Source organism: Salimicrobium humidisoli, from assembly GCF_002295105.1.
GTDB lineage: Bacteria > Bacillota > Bacilli > Bacillales > Halobacillaceae > Salimicrobium > Salimicrobium humidisoli.
In genome coordinates this window covers 63,976-88,764 of the sequence record NZ_NSGH01000011.1, presented here as the reverse complement: position 1 = coordinate 88,764, position 24,789 = coordinate 63,976, and the positions used below count along the sequence as shown (strand labels likewise).

General features: G+C 43.8%; 25 protein-coding genes. 15 read left to right on the top strand and 10 right to left on the bottom strand.

The window, feature by feature from the left end:
* The first annotated feature begins 231 nt into the window (after positions 1–231).
* On the top strand, positions 232–666 hold the full coding sequence (locus CKW00_RS08425) for a DUF4181 domain-containing protein (RefSeq protein ID WP_095822218.1): 435 nt from the start codon (positions 232–234) through the stop codon (positions 664–666).
* Positions 667–775: 109 nt separating this feature from the next.
* Here the strand turns inward: CKW00_RS08425 and CKW00_RS08420 are convergent, their stop codons facing one another.
* Together CKW00_RS08420 and CKW00_RS08415 are read right to left on the bottom strand one after the other, a co-directional pair.
* Complete coding sequence (locus tag CKW00_RS08420) at positions 776–1,171, bottom strand: hypothetical protein (protein WP_095822217.1); 396 nt, start codon at positions 1,169–1,171, stop codon at positions 776–778.
* Positions 1,172–1,325: 154 nt separating this feature from the next.
* Positions 1,326–2,552 carry an MFS transporter gene (locus CKW00_RS08415; RefSeq protein WP_095822216.1) on the bottom strand — a complete coding sequence of 409 codons (1,227 nt, stop codon included), beginning with the start codon at positions 2,550–2,552 and terminating at the stop codon, positions 1,326–1,328.
* A gap of 136 nt (positions 2,553–2,688) precedes the next feature.
* On the opposite strand from CKW00_RS08415, the gene CKW00_RS08410 reads away from it, so the two are divergent.
* The 3 genes from CKW00_RS08410 (at position 2,689) to CKW00_RS08400 (ending at position 6,005) form a co-directional block, all read left to right on the top strand.
* A complete protein-coding gene (locus CKW00_RS08410) occupies positions 2,689–3,120 on the top strand; it encodes a MarR family winged helix-turn-helix transcriptional regulator (protein WP_008588026.1) in 432 nt (143 codons plus the stop codon).
* Positions 3,121–3,455: 335 nt separating this feature from the next.
* Positions 3,456–3,776, top strand: a complete 321-nt coding sequence (locus CKW00_RS13580) for a hypothetical protein (RefSeq protein ID WP_143544237.1) — start codon at positions 3,456–3,458, stop codon at positions 3,774–3,776.
* A gap of 390 nt (positions 3,777–4,166) precedes the next feature.
* On the top strand, positions 4,167–6,005 hold the full coding sequence (locus tag CKW00_RS08400) for an alpha/beta hydrolase family protein (RefSeq protein ID WP_095822214.1): 1,839 nt from the start codon (positions 4,167–4,169) through the stop codon (positions 6,003–6,005).
* A 241-nt stretch (positions 6,006–6,246) separates the two neighbouring features.
* Here CKW00_RS08400 and CKW00_RS13945 read toward each other — a convergent pair whose 3' ends face one another.
* Complete coding sequence (locus tag CKW00_RS13945; protein ID WP_095822213.1) at positions 6,247–6,903, bottom strand: winged helix-turn-helix transcriptional regulator; 657 nt, start codon at positions 6,901–6,903, stop codon at positions 6,247–6,249.
* 161 nt (positions 6,904–7,064) lie between these two features.
* Here CKW00_RS13945 and hxlA point away from each other — a divergent pair, with 161 nt between their 5' ends.
* Both hxlA and hxlB read left to right on the top strand, forming a co-directional pair.
* The gene (hxlA, locus tag CKW00_RS08390) at positions 7,065–7,706 is read left to right on the top strand and encodes a 3-hexulose-6-phosphate synthase (RefSeq protein WP_095822212.1); all 642 of its coding nucleotides are present in this window, start codon (positions 7,065–7,067) and stop codon (positions 7,704–7,706) included.
* Positions 7,703–8,260, top strand: coding sequence for a 6-phospho-3-hexuloisomerase (gene hxlB, locus CKW00_RS08385; RefSeq protein WP_095822211.1), 558 nt, complete (start codon positions 7,703–7,705; stop codon positions 8,258–8,260). The genes hxlA and hxlB overlap by 4 nt, the downstream gene beginning before the upstream one ends.
* Positions 8,261–8,581: 321 nt before the next feature.
* Here hxlB and CKW00_RS08380 read toward each other — a convergent pair whose 3' ends face one another.
* The 3 genes from CKW00_RS08380 to CKW00_RS08370 are packed head-to-tail and all read right to left on the bottom strand — an operon-like array spanning position 8,582 to position 12,315.
* Positions 8,582–10,516 (bottom strand): glucose PTS transporter subunit IIA, encoded by a 1,935-nt coding sequence (locus tag CKW00_RS08380; RefSeq protein WP_233129751.1) that lies wholly within the window; start codon positions 10,514–10,516, stop codon positions 8,582–8,584.
* The gene (gene murQ / locus CKW00_RS08375) at positions 10,500–11,417 is read right to left on the bottom strand and encodes an N-acetylmuramic acid 6-phosphate etherase (protein WP_198951625.1); all 918 of its coding nucleotides are present in this window, start codon (positions 11,415–11,417) and stop codon (positions 10,500–10,502) included. The genes CKW00_RS08380 and murQ overlap by 17 nt, the downstream gene beginning before the upstream one ends.
* Positions 11,410–12,315 (bottom strand): MurR/RpiR family transcriptional regulator, encoded by a 906-nt coding sequence (locus tag CKW00_RS08370; RefSeq protein ID WP_233129750.1) that lies wholly within the window; start codon positions 12,313–12,315, stop codon positions 11,410–11,412. The genes murQ and CKW00_RS08370 overlap by 8 nt, the downstream gene beginning before the upstream one ends.
* 305 nt (positions 12,316–12,620) lie before the next feature.
* Here CKW00_RS08370 and CKW00_RS08365 point away from each other — a divergent pair, with 305 nt between their 5' ends.
* The 7 genes from CKW00_RS08365 (at position 12,621) to sdhB (ending at position 17,522) form a co-directional block, all read left to right on the top strand.
* Positions 12,621–13,082: an SRPBCC family protein gene (locus CKW00_RS08365; protein ID WP_095822208.1), complete on the top strand. Its 462-nt coding sequence runs from the start codon at positions 12,621–12,623 to the stop codon at positions 13,080–13,082.
* Between the two features lie 182 nt (positions 13,083–13,264).
* Positions 13,265–13,432 (top strand): hypothetical protein, encoded by a 168-nt coding sequence (locus CKW00_RS13725; RefSeq protein ID WP_158221300.1) that lies wholly within the window; start codon positions 13,265–13,267, stop codon positions 13,430–13,432.
* 371 nt (positions 13,433–13,803) lie between these two features.
* Positions 13,804–13,965, top strand: a complete 162-nt coding sequence (locus CKW00_RS13720) for a hypothetical protein (protein ID WP_158221299.1) — start codon at positions 13,804–13,806, stop codon at positions 13,963–13,965.
* Between the two features lie 58 nt (positions 13,966–14,023).
* A complete protein-coding gene (locus tag CKW00_RS08360) occupies positions 14,024–14,323 on the top strand; it encodes a hypothetical protein (protein WP_095822207.1) in 300 nt (99 codons plus the stop codon).
* A gap of 186 nt (positions 14,324–14,509) precedes the next feature.
* Complete coding sequence (locus tag CKW00_RS08355) at positions 14,510–14,887, top strand: iron chaperone (RefSeq protein ID WP_095822206.1); 378 nt, start codon at positions 14,510–14,512, stop codon at positions 14,885–14,887.
* Between the two features lie 116 nt (positions 14,888–15,003).
* On the top strand, positions 15,004–16,437 hold the full coding sequence (locus CKW00_RS08350) for a polysaccharide deacetylase family protein (RefSeq protein WP_158221298.1): 1,434 nt from the start codon (positions 15,004–15,006) through the stop codon (positions 16,435–16,437).
* Between the two features lie 329 nt (positions 16,438–16,766).
* A complete protein-coding gene (gene sdhB, locus CKW00_RS08345; protein ID WP_095822204.1) occupies positions 16,767–17,522 on the top strand; it encodes a succinate dehydrogenase iron-sulfur subunit in 756 nt (251 codons plus the stop codon).
* A 57-nt stretch (positions 17,523–17,579) separates the two neighbouring features.
* Here sdhB and CKW00_RS08340 read toward each other — a convergent pair whose 3' ends face one another.
* Positions 17,580–18,803, bottom strand: a complete 1,224-nt coding sequence (locus tag CKW00_RS08340) for a DUF819 family protein (protein ID WP_095822203.1) — start codon at positions 18,801–18,803, stop codon at positions 17,580–17,582.
* A 309-nt stretch (positions 18,804–19,112) separates the two neighbouring features.
* Between CKW00_RS08340 and CKW00_RS08335 the strand changes: the two genes are divergently transcribed.
* Positions 19,113–19,370, top strand: a complete 258-nt coding sequence (locus CKW00_RS08335; RefSeq protein WP_332889058.1) for a nuclear transport factor 2 family protein — start codon at positions 19,113–19,115, stop codon at positions 19,368–19,370.
* A gap of 99 nt (positions 19,371–19,469) precedes the next feature.
* Here the strand turns inward: CKW00_RS08335 and CKW00_RS08330 are convergent, their stop codons facing one another.
* Genes CKW00_RS08330 through fabF form a run of 3 tightly spaced genes read right to left on the bottom strand, consistent with a single transcriptional unit; the run spans position 19,470 to position 22,966 of the window.
* A complete protein-coding gene (locus CKW00_RS08330; RefSeq protein WP_095822202.1) occupies positions 19,470–19,943 on the bottom strand; it encodes an acyl-CoA thioesterase in 474 nt (157 codons plus the stop codon).
* Positions 19,944–19,975: 32 nt separating this feature from the next.
* Positions 19,976–21,700 (bottom strand): class I adenylate-forming enzyme family protein, encoded by a 1,725-nt coding sequence (locus CKW00_RS08325; protein ID WP_095822201.1) that lies wholly within the window; start codon positions 21,698–21,700, stop codon positions 19,976–19,978.
* 33 nt (positions 21,701–21,733) lie between these two features.
* Positions 21,734–22,966, bottom strand: a complete 1,233-nt coding sequence (gene fabF, locus CKW00_RS08320; RefSeq protein WP_095822200.1) for a beta-ketoacyl-ACP synthase II — start codon at positions 22,964–22,966, stop codon at positions 21,734–21,736.
* Between the two features lie 459 nt (positions 22,967–23,425).
* Here fabF and CKW00_RS08315 point away from each other — a divergent pair, with 459 nt between their 5' ends.
* Positions 23,426–24,646 (top strand): MFS transporter, encoded by a 1,221-nt coding sequence (locus CKW00_RS08315; RefSeq protein ID WP_095822199.1) that lies wholly within the window; start codon positions 23,426–23,428, stop codon positions 24,644–24,646.
* The last annotated feature ends 143 nt before the right edge of the window (positions 24,647–24,789 follow it).

Sequence of the window (24,789 nt, the reverse complement as noted above, 5' to 3'; positions counted from 1 at the left end):
TCATCACAACAGATGGTCGGAGTTTTTTTGTCGTCTGGAAAAGGGCTGGTGGGTCCTCGAGTTGTGTAGAATTTAATATATGATCTATTTTGTATAATTAGCTTCCTATTCTTAAAAAAGGAAGGATTGATTAGAATTGTGAATTTTGAAATAATAATATAGCGAGAGTAGTGCGGAATAGTATAGTTATTCTTACATGCAATCTAACTGAATTACTGAGGGAGTGGCGGGATGTATACATATGGCCTGGAGGCAGATTTCTGGTGGAGATTACTTCTCCTAGTAGCTATCTTTTCTCTGCTGCTATTCGCTTTCGGTACAATGGCGAGAAAATGGTGGAAGGTTAAAAGGGGTAAAATCTTAACCAATACCTATGTTAATGAAAGACATAAAAAAATCGATCGGCTCCTCAGAAGTTTATCTATCTTCAGCATATTGGCAGGGTTTGCGATAAATTCAACGAGACCTCCTTTGGAGTGGTATTGGTTTCTGCAGCCGTGGTTTATCGTTTTATCCTTTCTTTTTATCGGGGAAATAGTGAGAGCTTTCATGCAGTATAAGTATGCCGAAAATCATAACGCGTATAAAGTGACAATCAGTAATACCGTGTTCGCTATAATATTATACGTCACATTAGCGACGACGAATTTCTGGGGGCTGATGTAGTCGGGCGGATAGAGAACGAACCATAGCTTGTACGTGCTATTGATAAACTAAGTACTTATACACCAAATTGTTGCAAGTGGTGGTCCAGATGCTTGTATATCCCTTTCCCTCATTGCTCGGGTGTGAGCTTTCCGAAAAAAGGGTGCGGTCGCTCTGTACAAGCCGTTGGGCCCTTTTTCTGAAATGTTATCAGTTTTTCTTTAAGATTTTCCTTCTCTTTTTCAAAATCTTTTTGACTGGTGATCAATATATCAGGAATTGTAGGCATATTTCGGCTCAAAGGTTTGTCGTTATAAAAAAGGGGTTTTGCAAACCTGCCGAAGAATATACCTGACCAGCTTCTTGAGGGGGTTGAGTAACCCATTGCTACATACTGAAAAGAGGAGCAATGGGCGAGCATCTGCGATACATTCATCTTTCCCCATAGTGGTTGTGAATTAGTGGTTAACTTATCTATACGGTTTAGTATTTTATCTGCATGTGCGACTTCAAAAATGCTGTTCACTAGAACCCACCTTCCGTCATTGTTTATATAAAGCACAGAATGAAGAATAAATATAATGCTTCAGAGATAACATTATTATAACTTATCACTACGAATTTTCTCTCTGTTTTGTGAAAAAAATGACGCATCCGTTCGCCATCAGATAATATCAGCTTCAGTGACCTTCTGCTTCATCCACATGATGAATATGCTTCTGATTCATCAGTATAAACACCACGGATAGAAGAACAACCGTAGCACCCGTATAGAAAGGGATGCTTGGATTATAGATTTCGGACAATTTCCCTGCGAGGAAGGGGGCAAGTGCACCACCAAGGAAGCGCAGAAAACTGTAGGCGGCGGATGCTGTCGATCTGTTGACGGGGGTGGAATTCATGACGGCTGTCGTAATCAGCGTGTTGTTGTTGCCAAGTAAAGCTCCGGCGATGACGACGGCAGTGATGACGACCCACTGGGTAGATGTCCAGATGCCCATTGCGGCCAAGGCTAGTGCGAAAAGTACTAGCATTAGAGCTATAGCTTTAACCGTACCGAACCACTTCTGAAGTTTCGGTGCTGTAAAGACGGATGTAACTGCAAGTAAAATCCCCCAGCCGAGGAAAACCACTCCGAGTCCGTGTTCGTCCAGTCCGAGGACGAACGGGGAAAAGGCCAACAGGGTGAAAAATCCGTAATTATAGAGAGCAGCTGTGAAGCCCAGTACGAATAAAGGTCGGTGTTTTAAAGCACGGAACGGGTCGACGAGTGAGGCTTTCTTATTGTTTACCTGACTGCTCGCCGGTGCTTTTGGCATCATTGTCATAAGACCGACGAAAGCGATCACCATGAGAACGGCCACACCGAGAAAGGGTCCTCTCCAGGAGATAGCACCGAGCCACCCACCGAGAAGTGGGCCGACGGAGATGCCGAGGCCGATTGCTGCTTCGTATAAAATAATTGCTTTAGCATTACCGCTGTTGGAAAGCGTGACGATGGCAGTGAGGGCAGTCGCTACGAACAAGGCGTTGCCGAGACCCCAGCCTCCACGGAGGAAGATCAGCTCCCAGATGCCATTCGACAGTCCGCCGAGTCCGGAAAACAGGGCGATGATCACAATACCGGATAGAAGTGTTTTTTTCATACCGATCCGGGATGTGATTACTCCAGTCACGAGCATCGCCACGGCCATGACGGCATTGTAGCTGGTGAACAGGAGTGTCACTTCGCTTGGAGCCGCATCAAGCTGGGTGGCAATGGCTGGAAGGATCGGATCTACCAGGCCGAGCCCCATAAAGGCGATGATACAGGCGAAAAAGACCGCCCAAACGGCTTTCGGTTGTTTTAAAATACCCGGTTCTTCAGTAATCGTAATCGGAGGAACCGGGTTCGGTTTTGTAGACATCAGGCATTCTCCTTTAAACTGTTTGTATTGTACAATCAATAACTTGTATAATACAACTATAATCTTTTTCATGTCAAGACGAGTGCGGGAATATGTTATGCTTGAACGAAAAAGCAGGCAGAGGGAGGTGTACAGAATGAAGGAAGACTCTGTTGAATTAATCGAGAGACAAATAACAGATTTTGTACGAAGAATAGTGATGACGGAACAGAGAGAAGGGCGAATGGAGCGCTCGGCTTATATTTTATTGAGACAGCTCTACACATACGGTCCGGCCGGAGTGAAAGCACTGGCAAATCACCTTCAGTTGGACATTTCTACTGTGAGTCGCCAGGCTTCTTCCTTAGTGGAGAAAAATTACGTAGAGAAACTTCCGAATCCGGATGATAAACGGTCGTATTTTTACAAAATCACGGAACTCGGATCGGAAGAACTCGAAAGCAATCGGCGTGAACGGTTCCAGCGTCTGAACGAGATGCTCGAGGGATGGACGGAAGAGGAACAGGAGACGTTCGGAAGATTGCTCAAGCGATATAACAACACGGCGAATAAGCGGCTGAATATGTGATAGAGATATCGATTGTTTTCGCCAGATATTCCTTTTACTTAATCAAAAGAACTTGTTAGTTCGATAAATCTACTCAGCACGGAAAGCGTTTACACTTCTGTTCTGAAAAAAGGAAGGATGGTCACTGAATTTTGGAAAAAACGGTGACCTGTTTCACGTATTTGAATTCTATTACTAAAGGAGTGGCGGAATGTATACCTATGGTATAGAGGCAGATTTCTGGTGGTTGATGTAGTTTAAAAAAGATTGTTTTAAATTATGAATTTTGAAATGATAGTGTGTGGTGAAGGAGGAGATTAATCCTGAAAAAAGCTCACTGGATACTTCCAGCAATAATGATAATGGTAGGGCTTTCTATACTTGTATTCAACAACTATAAAGATGCAACAGCTGTGCCTTCTGATTCGTGGGCTAGAGAGATAGAGATTGCTACTACACCTGTTCAATCCGATATTCTATCGAAACGAAGGGCTAACGGAAACTATAATTTTTCTTATTTTACTGCTGACGGGTTAGAGAGTAGGGATTACAGTAATTCTTTAGAGTTAGTTGATCAAAGAAACTATGACATTCCCTATAATAAATGGACGGAAATCATTCCTCTTGAAAATGGAGCGGTTTACCAATGGGGGGGACATTTATTATTCAGACGGTAAATCTCTGGAGGAAGAGCTTTTGATCGAAGGGGCACCGGAAGAAACCTTGATAAATGTCTATCAACCGAAGATAACTGATACATACATAATGCTTAGTGATGCGAAAAGAAACATTATTGAATTATAAAATATAACGCTTAATTTTACTATAATTTGACAACGCTTTCATGAACCATTATAATCGATTTAACAAGTTAAAGTAGTGGTGGAGATATGGAGACCCATGCTGGAATAGTGCTTCTTCAGTGAAGTATGTCTATTGCAGTGTGGGTTTTTGTGTTTTTGCATACCTGTTTGATTATATAGCAATTAAATGAAAGAGAGGTGGCTCACGTTTGCATGGTCGGGAGGTTGTAGGCTTAATTACAAATGGGAGGGGAGAAGAGTAACATGAAAAATACAAAAAGAAAATCTAAGTTATACTTACTAATATCATTAATATTAGTAGTCGTTGGTGTTATCGGTGCATCTTTGGTCCAGACTTCTGGTGGTGAAGTGGAGGTTAAAGAAATTAAATGGGAGACGCCTTCTGGCCATATGATGAGTGCATTTTTGTTTACGCCTGAAGGTGTGTCTGAAGATAACCCTGCGCCAGGTATAGTTACTAGTCATGGCTGGTATAATAACAAAGAAATGCAGGATATGAACTTCGTTGAATATTCCAGAAGAGGATATGTTGTTATGTCCATAGATATGTATGGCCATGGAGAATCTGAAGCTGTCAGTCCCGATGAGTGGCCAGAACGAGGGACAGGCATGTATGATGCTGTAGAATTAATGACAGACCTACCATACATAGACACTTCCAGGATTGGAATAACAGGTCATTCTAACGGCGCTCGAGCTGCCAATTGGTCTATTGACCTGGACAATGAAAAAGAGAACCAATTGATAGATTCAGTACTATTGGTAGCAAACGACGCGGACTATATAAATCCGGACACTGAGGAATATTATAATAAATACGGGAACAGAGACGTGGGGATCGTGGCAGCTCAATATGATGAATTCTTCTTCCGAACTGAAAATCCTGATGGTACAATGACTGCCCCGAGAGATTTTATAGATACGGATAACGCCCAGTCGTTTCTACATTTCGGTGAATCACCTGAAAATATTGAATCTACTCGTTCCAGTTATGAAATGTATGAAAAAGAAATTAATGGAGAATCGACTACACGTGTAATTTACAATCCGTCTCAGACACATCCGTGGAACCATTTTTCTGGTCATGTAGCGACACAGAGTATAAACTTTTTTGATGAAACATTGGGGAACCCGGAAGATATACCGGCAGAGGAACAAGTGTGGCAGTTCAAAGAATTTTTCAACTTATTAGGCCTTATCGGTTTTGGGATGTTTCTCGTAAGTTTCACGAAAATGCTATTGTTTACAGGACCATTTTCAGAACTTCGTGCACCACAAGAGCCATCGCCAGCTGAATTCGCAACGAAGAAGCAAAAAGCGTGGTTTTGGGGAGGGCTTGTAGCAAGTGCTGTCTTTTCAGGAGTTTCTTATATCGCCTTGTTTAACTGGACAGCGGTGAATCGCCCGGATTTCTTTCCTCAGGCATATACATTTTATGTGGGGACATGGGCAGCATTAAATGGATTATTTGCTATATTGTTAGTGTTCCTGTCCCGCAAATTCACAGATAGTGAGTACAAATCCAAGTTAAAGGATGTAGGAGTATCTATTAGCCTAAGAACGCTTGGTAAAACGGCGTTGTTGGCTCTCATTGTAAGTGCTGCTGCATTTGGTTTAGTTTTTGTAAGCGACTATTTATTCAATACAGACTTTCGAATCTGGTTCCTGGCGGTTACGGACTTTACGCCGGATAAACTCATTATTGGATTAAAATACCTGCCGTTTTTCTTGATATATTTCGTAGCCAATTCCATAGTAGTAAACAGTTTCAACTATTATAGGAATGGAAAAAAAGAGTGGGTGAACACTGCTTTGCTAGCTCTTTTTAACGCACTCGGGCCGATAGTTGTGCTCGCTATCCAATACACCACTTTCTTTGTTACGGGACATGTATTTTTTGAAAACGTCTCTGCTATTGTAGGTATTTGGCTGATTAGTTTTCTAGTCATATTACCTGTGGCTGCGATAATCTCAAGGAAGATTTTCAAAGCAAGCTTGAATCCTTATTTGGGAGGAATAATTATTGCCATAGTTGTTACGTTAATTTCTGTTAGCAATACTTTGACACAATTACCAAACTAATTAACAGGGGGAATATACGTAATGGTCTACCGTGAACGTCGGTAGGCCTTTTTTTAAATGCTCGTTTCGTTGGAAAATGTTTGGAATAACAATAGCATAAGCGTAAAAAAGAAAACTTTAATAAAAAAACCTGTTGTGTACTGAAGCAACAGGATTTTTGGAGTTTATGTTTGAATTGTTAGATGCTTTATTATTTTATTCCCTTAAAAATGAATGCTCCTGTCACTCGAAGCGACAATTTTTATGCCTCCCCATGGCGGGCTATATAGCGGCTGCCCCATTCTTCGAGTGCCGTCAGGATCGGAAACAGGCTCATCCCCTGGTTCGTCAATGAATATTCCACTTTGGGAGGGACGACAGGATACACTTCCCGGTGGACGAGTCCGTCTTCTTCCATTTCCCTGAGCTGAGCCGACAGCATTTTTTTCGTGATGGACGGGATCAGTTTTCTTAATTCCCCGAAGCGTTTCGTCCCTTTCAGACCTACGTGGCACAAAATAATGAGTTTCCATTTCCCTTCGATTACAGAAAGGGTCCGAAGTTTCTCCGCATACATACTTTTCTCTGCGTCCGCATGTACCGGATGGTTACTCCCCCACTCATACAGCATATCCAGGATAGGCAAGAGACTTTTCCCTTCCTCGGTCAGGGAATATTCCACTTTCGGCGGAACGACACGATACACTTCCCGGTGTACGAGCCCGGTTTCTTCCAATTCTTTGAGCTGGTTCGTCAGCATCTGCTGGGTGATTCCTGGTGTCAGTTGTTTCAGTTCCCCGAAGCGTTTCGTCCCTTGTAACCCGAGGTGGCATAAAAGGGTGAGCTTCCACTTTCCTTCGAGCACGGACAGCGTTATTTCCTTTTCAGGATAAAATCCTTTGAGATTTTTAGTGATCATTCAATCCCTCTCTCACGCATTAGTCTATTTTAGGATACTATATCAGAAAAAAGTGCCTACTTACATAAAATAGGATTACCCTTTACTATTACGGGTGAAGCGTAAAGATTCATTCTCTTTACACAGGAGAAAAATCAGACTAACAGCAGGAGGAACTTTTAATGAAACTACAATTAGCATTGGACCTTGTAAATATTCCGGAAGCGAAAGAATTAGTGAAAGAAGTAGAAGACCACATTGACGTGGTGGAGATCGGCACCCCGATCATTAAAATAGAAGGGCTGAAAGCAGTACGGGAAATGAAAGAAGCGTTTCCGAATCTTGAGGTACTGGCTGACCTGAAAACGATGGATGCGGCAGCATATGAAGTACAAAAAGCATCCGAAGCGAATGCTGATATTGTAACAGTACTCGGTGCGGCTGAAGACGAGTCCATCAAAGGGGCCGTGGAAGAAGCGCGGAATCAGGGCAAAGAAGTGCTAGTCGATCTGATCGCAGTGAAGGATATAGAAACGCGTGCGAAAGAGCTTGATGAACTGGGCGTGGACTACATCTGCGTACACACGGGCTACGATCTTCAGGCTGTCGGAAAGAATTCTTTCGAAGACCTGCAGACGATCAAAAACGTAGTTAGAAATGCGAAGACAGCCATCGCCGGCGGAATTAAACTGGATCAGCTGGAAGAGGTAATCAAAGTTCAGCCGGATCTCATCATCGTAGGCGGCGGAATTGCCGGTCAGGAAGATAAAAAAGCTGTCGCCGCAAAAATGCAGGAAATGATCCGTCAGGGGTCTACAGCTTGAGAACTACAGAGTTTTTGCAACAGATCATCCAGGAATTACAGCATTCCGCCGATGTAATTCCGGATGAGGAAGCGGAAAGAGCAGCAGAGGAGATTCTGTCAGCCGGAAAAGTCTTCGTGACCGGAGCCGGAAGATCCGGGTTTATGGCGCAATCCTTTGCTATGCGACTGATGCACATGGGAATTGATGCTTACGTTTTAGGAGAGACGGTGACACCGAATTTTGAAGCCGAGGACATCCTGATCATCGGCTCCGGTTCAGGGGAAACGAAAGGACTGGTTTCCGTCGCTGAAAAAGCAAGAAGCATCGGTGGGGTCATCGCCGCTGTTACGCTGGTCCCGGACTCTACAATCGGCAACATAGCTGATTTCACGGTCACCCTCCCGGGGGCCACGAAGGACAGAAGTGACAGCAACCATTCGACTATCCAGCCGATGGGCTCCCTGTTTGAGCAGACCCTGCTCCTCTTTTACGACGCTATAATTCTTAGAGTCATGGAGATAAAGGGGCTGGACACGGATAAGATGTACGGCAAACACGCTAATCTTGAATAATAGAATGTAGAAAACGGCAGTGGATACCCATTGCCGTTTTCTTTATTGTTGGTTGAAGTTTCAAGTATAGAAGGGTGAATTGTTTCCTTTTTCGTGAAATTTTTCTGTCGAACCGCCGTTACTCCATGGTTCGGAAAGAGGGGCGGACTGATTAAGGACAAAAGTATGTAGAGAAGTTTCTGCCTGATAATGAACTGAACCCCGAAAGGCAGACACGAAGAAAAAGCGTCTGTTTTTCGGGGTGGTTTAATAAGCAGAATCGAGTTCACCATCTTTGTTTACTAGGGTAGATAAAGTTCTTTTACAGTCAGGGACTATAAGTCATTTTAATTCCAGCAACTCTTTGCCTGCTTCCACATGTTCCACTTCTACCGGGGTAATTGCTGCGTAGTCATTAGAATTAGTAATGACAATCGGTGATGTGAGGTCGTACCCCTGACTGGTTATTGCTTCGGTATCGAACGTGCACAATAATTGACCCGCTTCTACGGTATCATCCTGAGAAACATGAAGGGTGAAGACCTTTTCTTCTATCTTCACAGTATCTAAACCGATATGAAGCAATATTTCTGCGCCATCTGTGGTTGTTATACCGATAGCATGACCCGTTGGATAAATGGTTGAAATGGTACCATCCGCCGGAGCGTAAAGTTTCCCTTCTTCGGGCTGGATGGCGATACCTTTCCCGACCAGTTCATTGGCGAAGACTTCATCCGACAGTTCATTCAGAGGGCGTAACATACCGGTCATAGGACTCTTAATCTGAGTTTCCTCTTCTTTGTTGTCGTTTTGTACTGCCTCAGCCGTATCTTTCTGTTTTGGCTGCTCAGGAGCTTCTCCATAAAGTTTGTTGACCATCTCTTCTTTGAAACCGAACAGATACGTCAAAGCGAAACCTCCGATGTAGGAAATGAGCAGTCCTACAGTGTACAGTAGATATTTATTGTCAGCAATCAAGGGAATCATCACTATACCTGAAGGACCCACGGTTATAGCACCGACGCTGAAGAAAGAAAGGAATGCACCTCCAAATCCGGCACCAAGACTGGCTGTAATAAATGGACGACCAAGCGGCAGTGTTACTCCGTATATCAACGGCTCTCCAATACCCAGAATACCGACAGGAGTGACACTTGCAACCGTATTCTTCAACCGCTTACTGTTTGTTTTTAGATAGATGGCGAACATCGCGCCAACCTGTCCGCCTCCTGCCATCGCAAGAATCGGAAGCAGTGTAGTGGAACCGAACTGTTCAATCAATTCCAAGTGTACAGGTATCAGACCCTGGTGCATGCCTACTGTTACGAGAGGAAGGAAGGTGGCCGAAAGTATAAATCCACCAAATACACCGCCGGTCTCAAGCATAATGTCCACAAGAAACCATGTGATACCTTTCATTAATATTCCGGCAACAGGCTGAATAACGATAATCGTAGCGAGTGCCCCGACCATGACTGTAATAAGTGGTGTCAAAACCAGGTCTAAACTGTCGTGGACGCGGTTACGGACAAATTTCTCGATCTTCGTGAATAGATAAGCGGCTATAATGACGCCTAACAGGCCGCCGAGTCCGGTATTTATACTTAATCCGAGACCGAATAGGCTTAGCGTGCCGATATCGCCGAGTACCGGAGCATAAATCAACAGCCCTGCTATACCGCCGAGGACCATGGTTCCGCCAAATTCGCGGGCTGTGTTGATACCTACAAATACACCCAGGGAACCAAACAGCAGGCCACCTATCGACTGTAGAAGATTATACCAATCTGATTCGAGGACGGACTGGTTAATCAACCCGGCGTCTGCCATGTTCAAAATCAGATTGGCGATACCGAGCATCAGACCGGAGGCGACGAGCCCGGGTACAATAGGGACGAAAATATTCCCTATATGTCTGAAGAGCTGCTGAAAACTGGAAGTCTGTTTTGCCTTATAGGAGGCTTTCGTATCTTCGGCAAGGTCGAATTCACTGCTGTCTTCTTCTCCTTCGACATCAACGGTAATGTTTGTGCTTTCGTGGATCTCGTTAGCCACTTTTGTTACCTTTCCCGGGCCGAGCACGATCTGGATAGTACCCTGATCAATAACACTCAGCACCTCATCATAACCTTTGATGGCCTCAAGATCGATGTTATTTCTTGATTTCAGATCGATGCGTAAGCGTGTAATGCAATTAGTGAGGTTCGCAATATTTTTTTCTCCCCCAAGATTTTGGACAATTACCTCTGCCAGTTCTTTGTTATTCAAGCCTTGCACTCTCCTTGTCTACCAGTTTAATTGCTTCGCGGACAAATCCGTTTGACTCAGTGAGATGTGTTTGTGCTTCTTCATAACTGCAGTTTAACGTGAGCATGATAATCGCAATTTTTGGCTGTTGGTGTGCTCGTTCCAAATATATGGAAGCTGTTTTTTCGTCGGTTTCAGCTGCACGAGCTACAATATCTTTAGCTCTTTTCTTAAGTTTTTCATTGGTCGGCTGTACATCCACCATCAGGTTTTGAAAAACTTTTCCTATCCCGATCATGGAACTTGTCGAGATCATATTCAGGGCCAGTTTCTGCGCCGTCCCCGCTTTTAATCGAGTAGAGCCGGTTAAAATTTCAGGGCCTACTTCAATTTCGATGGGGATGTCAGCGTACTCACTAATCTTAGAATTTTTGTTACAACTGATAGCTGCTGTATTTGCTCCCACTGCGTTGCTATACTCCAAACCACCGATACAGTAAGGTGTCTGACCGCTTGCAGCCAGAGCGATTACAGTGTCGTTTTCGTTTAGATTTATCTCTATCAGATCTGCTTTGGCTTGCTCGGGATCGTCTTCCGCGCCTTCAATGGATTCAGTCATAGCGGCTTCCCCGCCCGCAATGAGACTTTGAACTTTATCGGGATCTGTTCCGAAAGTAGGCGGACATTCAGCAGCGTCCAACACTCCCAGGCGCCCGCTTGTACCTGCGCCGACATAAACAAGTTTTCCTCCTTTATTAAATGAATCGATGACAGCCCGTGCCGTTTTTTCGATTTGGTTTAACTCCTTATTTACTGCATCAGGAACTGTTTTATCTTCTTCATTCATTACACGTAAAATTTCTCCTGTACTCATACTGTCAAGGTTCATTGTTCTATGGTTCCGTGCCTCTGTGGCCTTTTGTTCACTCACGTTCGTTTTCCTCCTTGTTACTTCTCCGTATAACGTCATAGGTTTCGTTAAGATACTCCAGTGATTTGTCATAATTTTCGTAAGCACAGGCTGTGTAGAGCATATCGATTACATTTAGAGATGCTATACGTGAAGACATGGCAGCACTTCGGAATTCATCTTCCTGGGCCGCTACGTATAAGACGGCGTCTGCCAGGTTACTTAAAGGAGAATTGGCATATTTCGTTATGGCGATTACCTTTGCCCCTTTAGATTGTGCAATTTTGACACAATTGATGACTTCCTGTGTTTCGCCCGAATAAGAAATGGCCACGGCTACATCTTCTTCATTCAAATTAACAGCAGAAACTTTTTGCATATGAAAATCACTATAAGCTGTACATGCTTTGTTTATGCGCATAAATTTCTGAACGGCATCAAAAGCGATCAGAAGACTGGCTCCTGTACCATAAAAATCGATTTTTTGTGCATTGATTAAATACTTGAAAGCAGCCTCAAACTGATCTTTCTGAATCAACTGCAGTGAACTGTACAATGACTGGATATTAGTATTGGTTATGACCGCCATCATTTTATTGACGGGGTCTTCAGGAGTTAATGTTTCCTGTTCCAAGTTGTGCAAATCGATTACTGTAAGGTCTCCGGATAGTTTCAGTTTAAAGTCTTTGAAGCCCTTATACCCAAGGGTCTGGCAATACCGCATAACAGCTGACGGGCTGGCGAAGCTGGCGTCGGCAAGCTGTTTTACAGACATAGTCACCGTCGTTTCCGGATTTTTTAAAATATACCTGGCTACTGCTCCTTCAGAAGGTTTAACGTAGTTCAGAGATTCACGTATTTTGTATAAAATACCTTCCAGTATAACCACCCCCACTGCGTTATTTGTTAACGCTTTCATAAATACATCATAATTTCGTTGATATAAAATTTCAATATATGCATATTTTTTGGTATAAAGTTTCATATTTTGAAATTTGATCAGATAACAGATTGAGAAGGTTTGTGTATTGAAAATAGTAGGGGAATAAGATTTTGACACACGTTACCATGATTTCTTAAATCAGGGAGGGAGTGGTGGGAGAGAGGTTCTCACCTCCAAGGCATTTATTACATAAATAAAACGGAAAAAGTTGCATGGAGAGAGTGTGAATAGTGATTAACTTATAGGAAAGAGTGGAAAACCTTATCCAGAGGTGAAAGCTATTGAAAATATACAAAATAGAAAGAACCCAGCAGCTTCCAATCAGCTTAAGTGAAGCCTGGTCGTTCTTTTCAAGTGCAGGAAACTTATCGAGGATCACTCCCCCATGGATGAAGTTCGAAGTTACGGGGAACCTACCTGATCACATGTATCCCGGAATGATTGCAACTTATCGTCTGCAGCCGGTACTCGGGATTACACTAAGCTGGATGACGGAAATCACTCATGTGGAAGAGAATAAGATGTTTGTTGATGAACAGCGTCACGGGCCATTCCGGTTCTGGCATCATCAGCATCATTTTAAAGAAGTGGAAAACGGTGTGGAGATGACGGATATTGTTCACTACGCACTTCCTTTCTCTAAAGCCGGCAGAATTGTCCACCGGTTGAATATCAGGAAGAAGCTGGAGGAAATTTTCAGGTACAGGCATCAGAAGGTGGAGGAGATGTTTAAGGATAGATAAATCTTTCCGGCGATTGTATAGAAGACCCTTTCTCTGTGGCTTAGCTTGCCTTGGGAAAGGTTTTTTTCTTTATGGATTAAACGGAGGAAATGATATATTTTAATAAATCGAATATTCAGACTTATTTACTGAATCATGGTATGATATAAGTGATGAAGCAGACTGGAAAGGGGGGCGAACTAATGAAAAAAGAGGAGAAATTCACTGTAAACAAGAAAAAGCAGACACGGACCAAAGAGATTTCAATGATGATCAGTGAAGGAGGCCTGGGCGCCGATAGATACTACAATATTAAGTACATGAAGCCTTCACGTGAAAAGGCAGCTAAAAAGCAGAAGGATGAGGCGTAATCATTGAAGGCTGCCACTTCCGTACGAAACGAATATTGATTGTGTAGAGGTGAAGTGGCGGTCAGCCGGGACACACTTTACTTATAACAACTGTATAATACGGATGGGGCGATTGTTCTAATGTGAACGATCGCTGTTTTATTAAAGGAAGTAAATGCAGAAATCGAAACATTCTGAACTATTTCGAAACGGAATTAAGTTGGAATCGTATGTAATAAAAAGAGCCCAATAAGGCGAAGGATTCATGTAAGAGGTGTATATTCAATGCATGGAGTGGCACTGAAGGGTATAACAGCATAAAATACTGGTTTTTATATCTCCTATTTGCAGGCTAGGGCCTTGCAGTTGTTTTAATTGGGGGTGAGGTACGCATGCAGGAAATAGATTACTTAAATGTATTTTTATCAATTGTGATAATTATATATGGAGGGTACTTAGTAATAGCTGATTATCCTGATTTGTATATATTTGGAGTATTTTTTTCAGTTGCAGGAATGTTCAGTTTAATAATGGATTTAGTAAAAAATACTTAAAAAATTCAGCTGATTAAACAGAGAGGTAACCAGGGCGTGGTAAAAGGAGGTAACTTTGATGAATATCATAATTCCAATAATCTCGACCGTAGTTGTGATAACCATGTTCTCTTTTGCTTATAAAAATAAGCAGAAAGTCGATGAGGGGTTTAAAGTAAATTATTTCAGTTTATCTTACAGGAGAAAAATGATAAGAACATTAATGACCTCGCCCTTTATGCTATTAGCTATTACCGGTGTATTACTCCTCCTGGACTCAGATAGTTTTACAAAAATACTCTTTACATCATTTTTGCTTATGGTATTCGTTATACAATTCGTTTATAACTATTACATGTGGAAGAAGAAAGAAACATAAGTTATGAAGCTGCTATAGAAGGAATAGTGCATGATAAGTTTTAACAATAGGGAAGTCAGCTCATGGTTTTGATCCGATGAAAGAGTGAGGGGATTAAGGAGGGAGACTAGAAACCTCAAGCATCCGTGGCAGCGTGTTACATAAACAAATGAATCGATTGAACATGAATAGAAAGGAGGGATAATCATGCAATATGACGTTAAAACTTCGGAGGACTACTACAAGGTGATGCAGGAAGACTGGAGAAAAGAAAAATTATTGAAAGTAAGAGAATATATTTTAACTGAAGGTCCGGAACTGAAGGAGGGCATCCAGTACAAAATGCTGAGCTTCGGATCGGATTCCTCCGCTGTTTTTCATTTAAACGCTCAAAAACATTATGTGAGCCTTTATACGGGGAATATCAAGAAGATTACGGGAGCCGAAGAATTTCTGAAAGGTCTCGATTACGGGAAAGGGTGCATCCACATTAAGAAATCGGTCGATCTGAATGAGAGCGGACTTGAAGAATTTGTGAGAGCGACTATCGAGGCCTGGAGGAAGGGAGAAGACGTTTCCTGTTAAGCACGTCACCGCATCACGGTATGTAACTTTTTTGTTACAAAACTCATTTCTATGGTAAGATATATATTTGAAAAAATTAGCAGAGGAAATGAGTTGTCATGATAAAACGTATTAAATTGCCAGGTTGGATTGTAATTATTCTATTGCTTGTCGGGGTTACTTTTGGAATGAATCAGTTACTCAGTCAGGCTTTTGAAGGAGATTCAGAAACAAATGGTCCGGAGGGGGAAGTCGAGGACTCCAGCGTCTACCCGGGTCTGAACATTGAAACGAGGACGGAAGAAGCGGACTTGTATACTTCATCGGTCAGTCTTCCGTACACGGATCATGAACAGGTCAATAAACCGATAAACGAATGGGTGGAGGCCCAGAAGAAAGAATTCACCGGTGAAGTACAAAAATCGAAACGTGCCCTCGAGGAAAACGGTTTTCGTGCCCACTTGAACATTCAGGTGGAGACGGAAGAAATAGCTGACAAGCTTTACACACTCGAATTCGAGTCCTATCAGATTACAGGCGGGGCAAATGGTATGACGAAAACGAAGTCCTTCGTCATCGACCTGAATAAGGAGAGGCATGTACAGCTTGAAGATGTTTTCCGGTTAAATGAAGAAACAATCGGAAATATCCAGCACCTGGTCAGGGAGGCGCTTTCCAATAATGATGAAGTCAGCCCTTACCTCTTCGAAGATATGGTACAGGACGCTTTGAAGAACCCTGACAAATGGAAGTGGTCCATCAGCCGGGATCACGTGATTTTTTACTTCGATGAATATGAAATAGCGGCGGGTGCAGCAGGTTCGGTCAAGGCTGAAATTCCGATGAAGGAAATCAAACCGTATCTGCAGGATGATTTCGCGGATCGACTGGATGTGACAATTCCTGAGAAGGAAAAACGTAAGGAAGAGACAGAGCATTCAGAGGAGAAAGCGGAACTTGATCCGGATGGGAAATATGTTGCACTGACTTTTGATGATGGTCCCCACCCTGAGGTGACGCCGCGCATTCTCGATACGCTTAACAAGCATGGGGCCGAAGCGACCTTTTTTATGCTGGGCAGTCAGGTGGAATATTACCCGTCGCTTGCCAACAGAGTGGACGAAGAAGGTCATGAAATCGGTAACCACACGATGAACCATCAGGATCTGACGGTGCTCGGGCGAGAGCAGATTCGTGAAGAGATGCAGGAATCGAGCAGTATCATCGAAGACGCTATTGGTCATGCGCCGACTCTATTACGTCCTCCGTACGGGGCGTCTAACGGGGATGTGGAGCAGATCACGTCGGAACTGGGTCAGTCCCTCGCTATGTGGTCCGTCGACTCCCTTGACTGGAAGAGCCGCGATGCTCAGGCAGTGAATGAGAAAGTGATGTCCAATGTTACGGAAGGATCCATCGTATTGCTGCATGACATCCATTCTTCAACAGCCGATGCGCTGCCGCAGCTGCTGGATTCATTGGAGGAGCAGGGGTATCAGATGGTTACTGTGTCCCAGCTGCTTGAATTACAGGGGGAACAGGGTGTTGGACCCCATTACGGAAATTTGTGAGAGAAGACTCGGTTTGTTCCTTGTTATTCAGGAGTAAAGTTAAAAAACACACTAAATTATCAAGGCATAATTTAGTGTGTTTTTTATGAGAAGAAATAAAGTAAATTAATTCAGCGAGCGGCAGTCTCTTCACAAAAGTCTGATTAGAAAAAATAATCAGACTTATTTGCCGGAATTTGTTACTATAATAATAAGAACACTAATGCATGACAGGGCAGTTGATTGCAAGGGTGCAGAGTTCTTTGGATGAATTGAAAATTTCAATAGTGAAGGTGTCCGAAGTTACCCTTTCATAGTAGAACAGGCTTTATAAATGAGGAGGAGAGAAAATGGAAGAGATAACTCTGATTATCGAGAGACAAGACGCTCCTGATTCCGCCCCTTATGAAGAAGAGTTTGCCGTACCGTACCGTCCAAATATGAATGTCATTACTGCCCTGATGCATACCCAAAAGCACCCCGTTACTAAGGACGGGAAGAAAACAAGTCCCGTCCAGTGGGAAATGAGCTGTCTGGAAGAAGTATGTGGTGTCTGTTCTATGGTCATAAACGGGACACCACGCCAGGCCTGTACTGCTTTGGTTGATCAACTGGAGCATCCAATTACCTTACGTCCCATGAGAACCTACCCCGTCGTTAGAGACCTCATTATTGACAGGGGAAAAATGTTTGATGCACTGAAGAAAATAAAAGCGTGGATTCCTATTGATGGCACGTACGATATTGGACCTGGTCCACGAATGGATGAAAATAAACGGGAAATGGCATACGAACTTTCCAAATGTTTTACTTGTGGTGTTTGCCAGGACGCATGCCCCAACGTTAACGACAAGAGCGATTTTCTCGGACCATTCGTTTTTTCACAAATTCGTTTAAAAAACGTTCACCCAACCGGGGAAATGGATAAAGATGAACGTACGGAAGCCTTTATGGGTAAAGGCGGGCTTCAAGGGTGTGGAAATTCCCAGAACTGTGTAAAGGTATGTCCTAAAGGGATCCCGATAACAACTTCTATTGCAGCTGTGAATCGTGCCGCAGCCCTTCATTCATTCCGGAGTTTTTTCGGGTCTTACTCCAGTCGTTAGCTTTCTTTACTGAAATAGAAATACTTTATTGGTTATTCATTGATGAGAGCTGGAGGTTTACAATAATGTCTGAAACCAGGCGCCGAGCCCTGTCCCGATATAGTTCCCGATAATATACCCGAGAGTACCGACGAGCAGAATGGGGACGATCAGTCTGTTCCATCCTTTGGCAATCGCCATCGCTGCAGCTGTCGTCGGTCCCCCGAGGTTCGCGTTGCTGGCAAGCAGTATTTCCTCCAGGTTGAACTTGAACAATTTCCCGAGGATGAGGGAGAAGAACAGGTTCATTAATACAATGATAAGTACGAACACGAGCAGGAGCGGCGAGGTTGTAACTACCAGCGCAATGGAGGCCGGGACGCCAATGACGACGAAAAACAAATAAATCAGGAACGTCCCGAGCTCCTGCGTCCCCTGCAGATTCTCGAAATAATCGGGGTTCAAAAGTACAGCGATAACGGTCAACGTAGTGAGCATAAGATACTGATCACCAATGATGCCTCCGAGCAGTTCATAGAATATATTCGCGTCGTCTCCACTCGGGATAACTCCGGCAAAAAAGTCCGCCAGTTGGAACGAGACGGCGACGAGAACGAACGCTGTTGCAATACTGGAAGCGATATCTTTCAAAGAAATTTCTTTCCGTTTCCAGAAGGAGGCCGCCTGGGTTTCGTCATCCCCGGTGGCGTTTTGTTCGACTTCTTCCATGTGCGGCGTTTTATAATTTTTCCGGAAAAAGTTGATAGCAGGAATCCCCATCAGAACAAAGAAGAAAAGAGCCATCATAGCATTATCAGCCACCACCGTAGCCGAAACGAGATCACCGGGGGCTTCGAATTTAGCGGACATGGCTGCGAAGTTCACGCCGCCGCCCGTGTAGGAACCTGCCATCATGGCACCGATTTTGTCCAGGTGCGGAATAATGTCTTTCAAGACCATAAACGAGAGGATGGTACCGGCCACTGTACCGATGGAACTCAACAGAAAAATCGTCAGCATCCGTCTGCTTTCCTGCCAGATTTTTTTGATGTTGGCCTGAAATAATAGCAGAGGAATAGCAAGAGGCACTACGTAACTCCAGACAGCATCGTACACGCCTGATTCCAGAGGAATGACGTTGAAGTTGGCTAGAGCCATCGCTCCGACCAGTGCAATGATGGCTCCGGAGATTTTCGATGCCCATACATATTTCTGTTCCAGGTAAATGCTTATGGCCGCCCAGCCCGTAAGAAATGCCCACAGGGCCCACGTGTTATCCGGGGATATTAATGACGTTTGCAATTATCTCACCTCTTGTTTTGTTTTATGGATTATGAAGGGATGTCTGCAGTTTTTATTACCATAGCAGGAACAGAAATCGTTTTCAATAATGACTGAATCAAACGTATTTTCAGTGAAAAATGTCTAGCATAGTTACGAAAAATCCAAGTTATTGGAGATGCTTCTTTTTGTAAGGTAATCTATGTATAACTAATACAGTTTTATAAAGGGGCGGGTGAATATGACAGAAAAGCTAAAAGCGGAGCTGAGAGAGTTGGAAGAGGCACACGTGAACATCGAAGTAGAGCATCTGCAGAAAGATTTGGTGAAATTCTGGCAGATGATTTTCGAGAAATAGGAAGTTCAGGAATAATGTTAAATAAAGAAGATTGTCTGGTGGACGGCGTAGTTCTGTCAGAAATGAGCATACATAATTATGAGGTGGAACAGCTGGCTCCTGACGTTGTACTTGCCACTTACTACATTAAAGATGAAACGAAAGGGAGAAATACCTTGAGGAGTTCAATATGGAAACGGATAAACGACAGATGGCAACTGTATTTTCACCAGGGGACAGTATCTAAGTGATATAACTGATAATATACAAAAGCCCCCGGCACTTTGAGAAACTTTTCCAGCTCCCTCGGGTTATGGAAACGTTCATCTCTCGATTGCCGGGGTTTCTTCTTATTCCTGTTTCCCGCACTCCCTGATGATTTCATAAATATTGGGAGCTGATCGGTTAAGGCGGATCGGCTTAAAGTTTTCGTTGACCCACGTATGTTCCGTACTCCCGGCTGCGATAAGCTCACCGCTGGGTTGAGATGTGATTTTATCACGGGGATCACTATCTATGTCCTCCGATACTTTCCGTGCTTCGTAAACGAATTTCAGTTTCAGCGGGGAATAGTCCGCGATTTTAGTGAAAAGGACGATACAATCATCAAAAGTAGCGGAACTTTTATATCGGCAGTCCACATTTGCAACAGGTAGCGAGAAGCCTTCGGATTCAATTTCTTTATAGGCGATGCCGTAATATCGCATAAATTCAGTGCGGGCGATTTCAAACCAGTTGATGTAATTTCCGTGATGGACTACTCCCATCCGGTCCGTGTCCTTGTAAGGGACACGGTAATTTGTTTTATGCCATTGCGCGGTCAATGGATGACCCCCTTCCTTTATTTGTTGCCCCGTTATTTATGATCCAACCGCTCTTTTGCCAACTCCTGAAGGCGGAATTTCTGGACTTTCCCCGTGCTGGTCATAGGCCATTCCGACGAATCGATAAAAAAGACGTGTCGCGGTACTTTAAATTTAGCGAGTCGTTCGGCACACCAGCGGGTAATATCTTTTCTTTCTAACGTTTCTCCTTCTTTTAATTCGACGAAAGCTGCTCCAGCTTCCGTAGTGAGTTTGTCTTTAACACCGACGACTTGTACTTCTTTTACTTCCGGAAGATAGGAGATCGCAATTTCCACTTCTCTCGGCGAAACGAGTTCTCCGGAAACTTTAAACATTTCCTTACTTCTACCGAGCATCTGGATGTAGCCGTTCTCGTCGATCCTTCCGATGTCTCCTGTTTTCAGCCACCCGTCTTTGTCGATGGCCTGTGCTGTTTCCTCGGGCTTTTTGTAATAGCCATGGGTCACGGTGGCGCCTCTGACCGCCAGTTCTCCCATTTCCCCGTGAGGCAAATCTTCCCCTGTGTCCCGGTGAACGGTTTTATATTGAACGCTGCTCCCGTTAAATTCGGGAAGTCCGCTCACCCCGTTTAATTTCGGGCGACCGACGCGAGTGGAGATTCGCTCTAAGGGGTCTCCGATTTCAGTGGTTACGCCTGAAGAGACGACTTCCGTCTGACCGTAACCCGTGATTATCTCAGTGATACCGAGTACATCCACGGCTTGTTGCCACGTCGACACGGGAGCAGCGGCTGCTCCGCACCACATAGCAAACAATGAAGACAGATCAAATTCTTCCACCTGTGGATGGTTCAGTACGGGTGTCAGCATCGAGGGGACACAAAGATAGTCATTGGCCCGATACTTTTCCATCAATTCCAGTGAACGTAAAGGGGAGGCCCCTAATGCGGAGACGACGGACCCTCCGACGAAGGACATAGCGAACAAAGCTTCGATAATCGCAAAACAATGATAGAACGGCAGGGGAGCAAAAGTGACTCTTCCATCCTCGATGGCTCGACTTAAAACCGTACCGTAGGAACAACGGAGGAGCATGTCATCTGTCAGCATAACTCCTTTAGGATTACCAGTGGACCCTGAGGTGTACATAATAATAGCTACTTCATCGGGATAGAGAGATAACGCCCGTTGTTTACTCAGTGCCGAAGTGGTCACCGTCCCGGCCCCTTCCAAGAAATCACCCCAGGACAGGAAGCGTTCATCGACCGGTTCTTCCCGCTCTGAGCCGAAACTGATGACTTGTTTAAGACTGCTCTGTTTTTTAAAAGAAGGAGTGGAGAATAGTTCTTTCACAGCCTCGCCGTGGTGCTTGTCTTTAATCTGTTCCTGAACAATTAAATAATGGGAGTCCGACTGCGTCAAAATGTATCCCAGTTCGTTTTTGGTTAACATAGAATTGATAGGGATAAGTACAGCACCAATCATGGAGGTGGCAATCATAAGCGAAGGAAAGTGTTCATTATTGTCCATTAAAACGGCTATATGCTCTCTTCGTTTGACTCCCAGGTTCAGGAACCCTTTCGCATAAGTGAGTGCCTGCTCCCATATCTCCCGGTATGTATATTCATTATCGTGAATGTACAGGTAGGGGCGGTCGGCATAGGTATGGACCGCTTTCTCAAAATGGCGGGCTACGGTGTCCCGGGGCCATACAGGGAATTGTTCTTCGATTCGATTTCTGCGTTCTTCCACACGTTTCGCTATTGAATTTGTCAATGTGATTCTCCTTCCTCTGTCCGAAGTACTCCGTTAATGATATTTCTTAAAAGCTAGTACGGCATTATGACCACCGAAACCAAAACCATTGGATAACGCCACTTCCACCGACCCCTCTTCCGCTTCGTTCGGTACATAATCCAACGTACAGTCGGGGTCGGGGTGATGCAGATTAATTGTGGGAGGAAAAATATTTTCCTGAAGGCTTCTTAGTGTGATAATACTCTCAACGCCGCCAGCCGCTCCGAATAAGTGTCCGGTCATCGATTTGGTAGAGCTTACTTTCAACCCGCCTGCATTGTTGCCGAAGAGCCCCTGGATAGCTTCTGTTTCAGATATGTCCCCCGTAGGAGTACCCGTTCCGTGGGCATTGATGTAATCGACATCTTTTGTAGAGAGACCGGACCGCTCCAGTGCAAGTTTCATAGCCTTTTGTGCACCGAGGGGAGAAGGGCTGGTCATATGGTAAGCGTCTGTTGTACTTCCGTAGCCGATGATTTCGCCGACAATTTCTGCACCGCGCTGTTTAGCGTGGTCGTAATCTTCCAGGAGCAACACCCCGGCTCCTTCAGCCATAACGAATCCGTCCCGGTCCCGGTTGAACGGCTGGGAAGCCTGTCCGGGGGTTTCGTTTTTCGTGGACATGGCACCCATTTTTGCAAAACCGGCAAAATAAAGCGGGTTGATCGGTGCCTCTGATCCACCAGCAAGCATAACGTCCGCATAGCCGTGAGCAATAGTGTGGTAAGCCTCTCCGATGGCATGGTTACCTGTGGCGCAGGCGGAGGACGGGGAGAAACTTGGCCCCGTAAAGCCTGTTTTAATTGCAGTCAGACCGCTCGCCATATTAGTGATGGAAGTGGGCAGCATGAAAGGGGACACGCGTTTTGCTCCCTTATCAAGCATCGTTTGGTAGTTCTCCATTAAAGTATTCAATCCGCCGGCACCGGAGCCTATATAGATGCCCGCGCGGTCCTTATCCAACTGTTGAAGCGGCAGGTTCGACTCTTCCAGTGCCTGTACGGCTGCCGCGTAAGCGTACTGAACGAATAAATCGTGTCGCTTCGCTTCTTTGGGTTCAAGATATTCGTCACCCCGGAAATCTTCCACACAGCCTGCAATACGTGTGTTCACCTGATCGAAATCGCCCGAAGTAAGTTGTTGAATACCGGACTTCCCGCGTTTAATGTTGTTCCACAAAGTCTCCGTATCATTCCCGAGAGGGGAGATGGCCCCTGTTCCTGTAATGACCACTCTTCGTTTCATAAGGCTGACCTCCTTTGCTGGTTGAGAAATTTCAGTCGATAATCTTCAAAAAGACATGTAAAATTTTTTATCAGAATACAATCACAATTTTATCATGAAGTCATATTGGTTTGTACATTGGCTCTATAAGTGAGCTGATTATTAATTAAGAAAGTTAATATCCTCCGGAATATGAACCTCAGGCTTATTTATTCACTAATTAAAGCACCTTTCGTATTTAAAATTTATGATAGAATAAGGAAAATTCAGTTTTAAAATAAATACAAAATCAATAACAGAGATTAGCCGCTACGGAAGGTTTTACTACTCCTGAATATTTTCTGAAACAAGCATTAGTAATTGGATAACTTTAAAAAATGAGCAACAATGGCGAACGGTTTAATAAGGAGGTTTCAAACGAATGTAAATACACCCTTTTTTCATCGATTATAAAACGATATGAAAAGGGGTAGTAAAAATATGAACACTTTATCCTTCCGGTTTTTGTGGGTCGGTCAAACGTTGGCCAATTTAGGTGATGTAATATATATCGTCGCCTTAATCTCTATTTTGTATACAGTGTCGCAGTCTGCTCTTTACTTAGCTCTGCTTCCTTTTGTAAATACATTTGCACGTTTTATCAGTGGGTATCTTTCCCCCGTATTATTTAATAGATATCCATTAAAAACGCTTTTATTTGGTTCTCAAAGCAGCAAGACGTTCTTTCTCCTTGTGTTGGCATCTTTGACAACAACACAGCTTCTGGAATCTTTACTATTCATCTTTTTCCTCGTGTTTGCGATCGCTTTCCTGGATGGGTGGGCTGCTCCGGCAAGCCGGGCTATGATTCCGAGGTTGGTGGATAAAGAGGAGATTGTGCAAGCAAACAGTTTCTTTTCAGTAGCTTCTCAAATTGTCCAGCTTGGCGGATGGGCGTTAGGAGGTCTACTGGTCGCCATGATCGGAGGGCAGTACGTTATATGGCTGACGTTCTTCTTTTACCTCTTATCTTCAGGGTTACTAATGGTAATTCAGGATTCGACAACTTTTCAATTTCCTAATGAAAAATCTCCACTCCGGTCTACTTTGAAAGAGGGGTGGGAGACCATTTGGCAGAACCTTATTTTCAGAAAAATACATGTAGTGATCTTTCTCGAGTCTATAGCGAATGTTGTATGGATCGCTGCTATCATATACGTGTATGTATCTGAGGTTCTTCAAAAGAATGAAGCATGGTGGGGATATATCAACACTACTTTCTTTTTAGGTCTGCTCATTGGTGGGGTAATTTGTACGAAGTACGCCATTCGAGTTGAGAGAAACTTGAAAAAGCTATTAATTATCACTTCTTTCATTGCAGGTATAGTAACCATGTGTTTTGGATACAATAGTCTGCCCTGGATGGCCTTAGTTTTATCTATGCTATATGGAGCCGTAGAACAGGTTAAATCCATAATGATGGAAACTTATCTTCAGATGGAAGCTTCTTCTGAAAATTTACCTAAGATTTATGGAGCCCAGGAGGCGATGACTTCACTGACTTTCGGTTGTGCTTCTTTGTTACTTGGCTGGTTGGCTGATGCTTTCGGTGTATCACACGTTTTCTTTTCTGCTGGTATATTATTGATGGTAGCGGCTGTTTATCTGACTTTATCGAAACATGTTTTTCCTGCCACTTATATCAATGAGTTCAAAGCTTAAGTCAGTGAAGGGGCTGGACTATTGCATAGTGCAGCCTTTTTGCCTATTAACATTTTTGCACCCATATTTATTTAAGATGAATATATTATAAGAAAAAGCTGCTTTGATAAGTTCTTCTATTGTTTTAAAGGTAGGGGGTATAT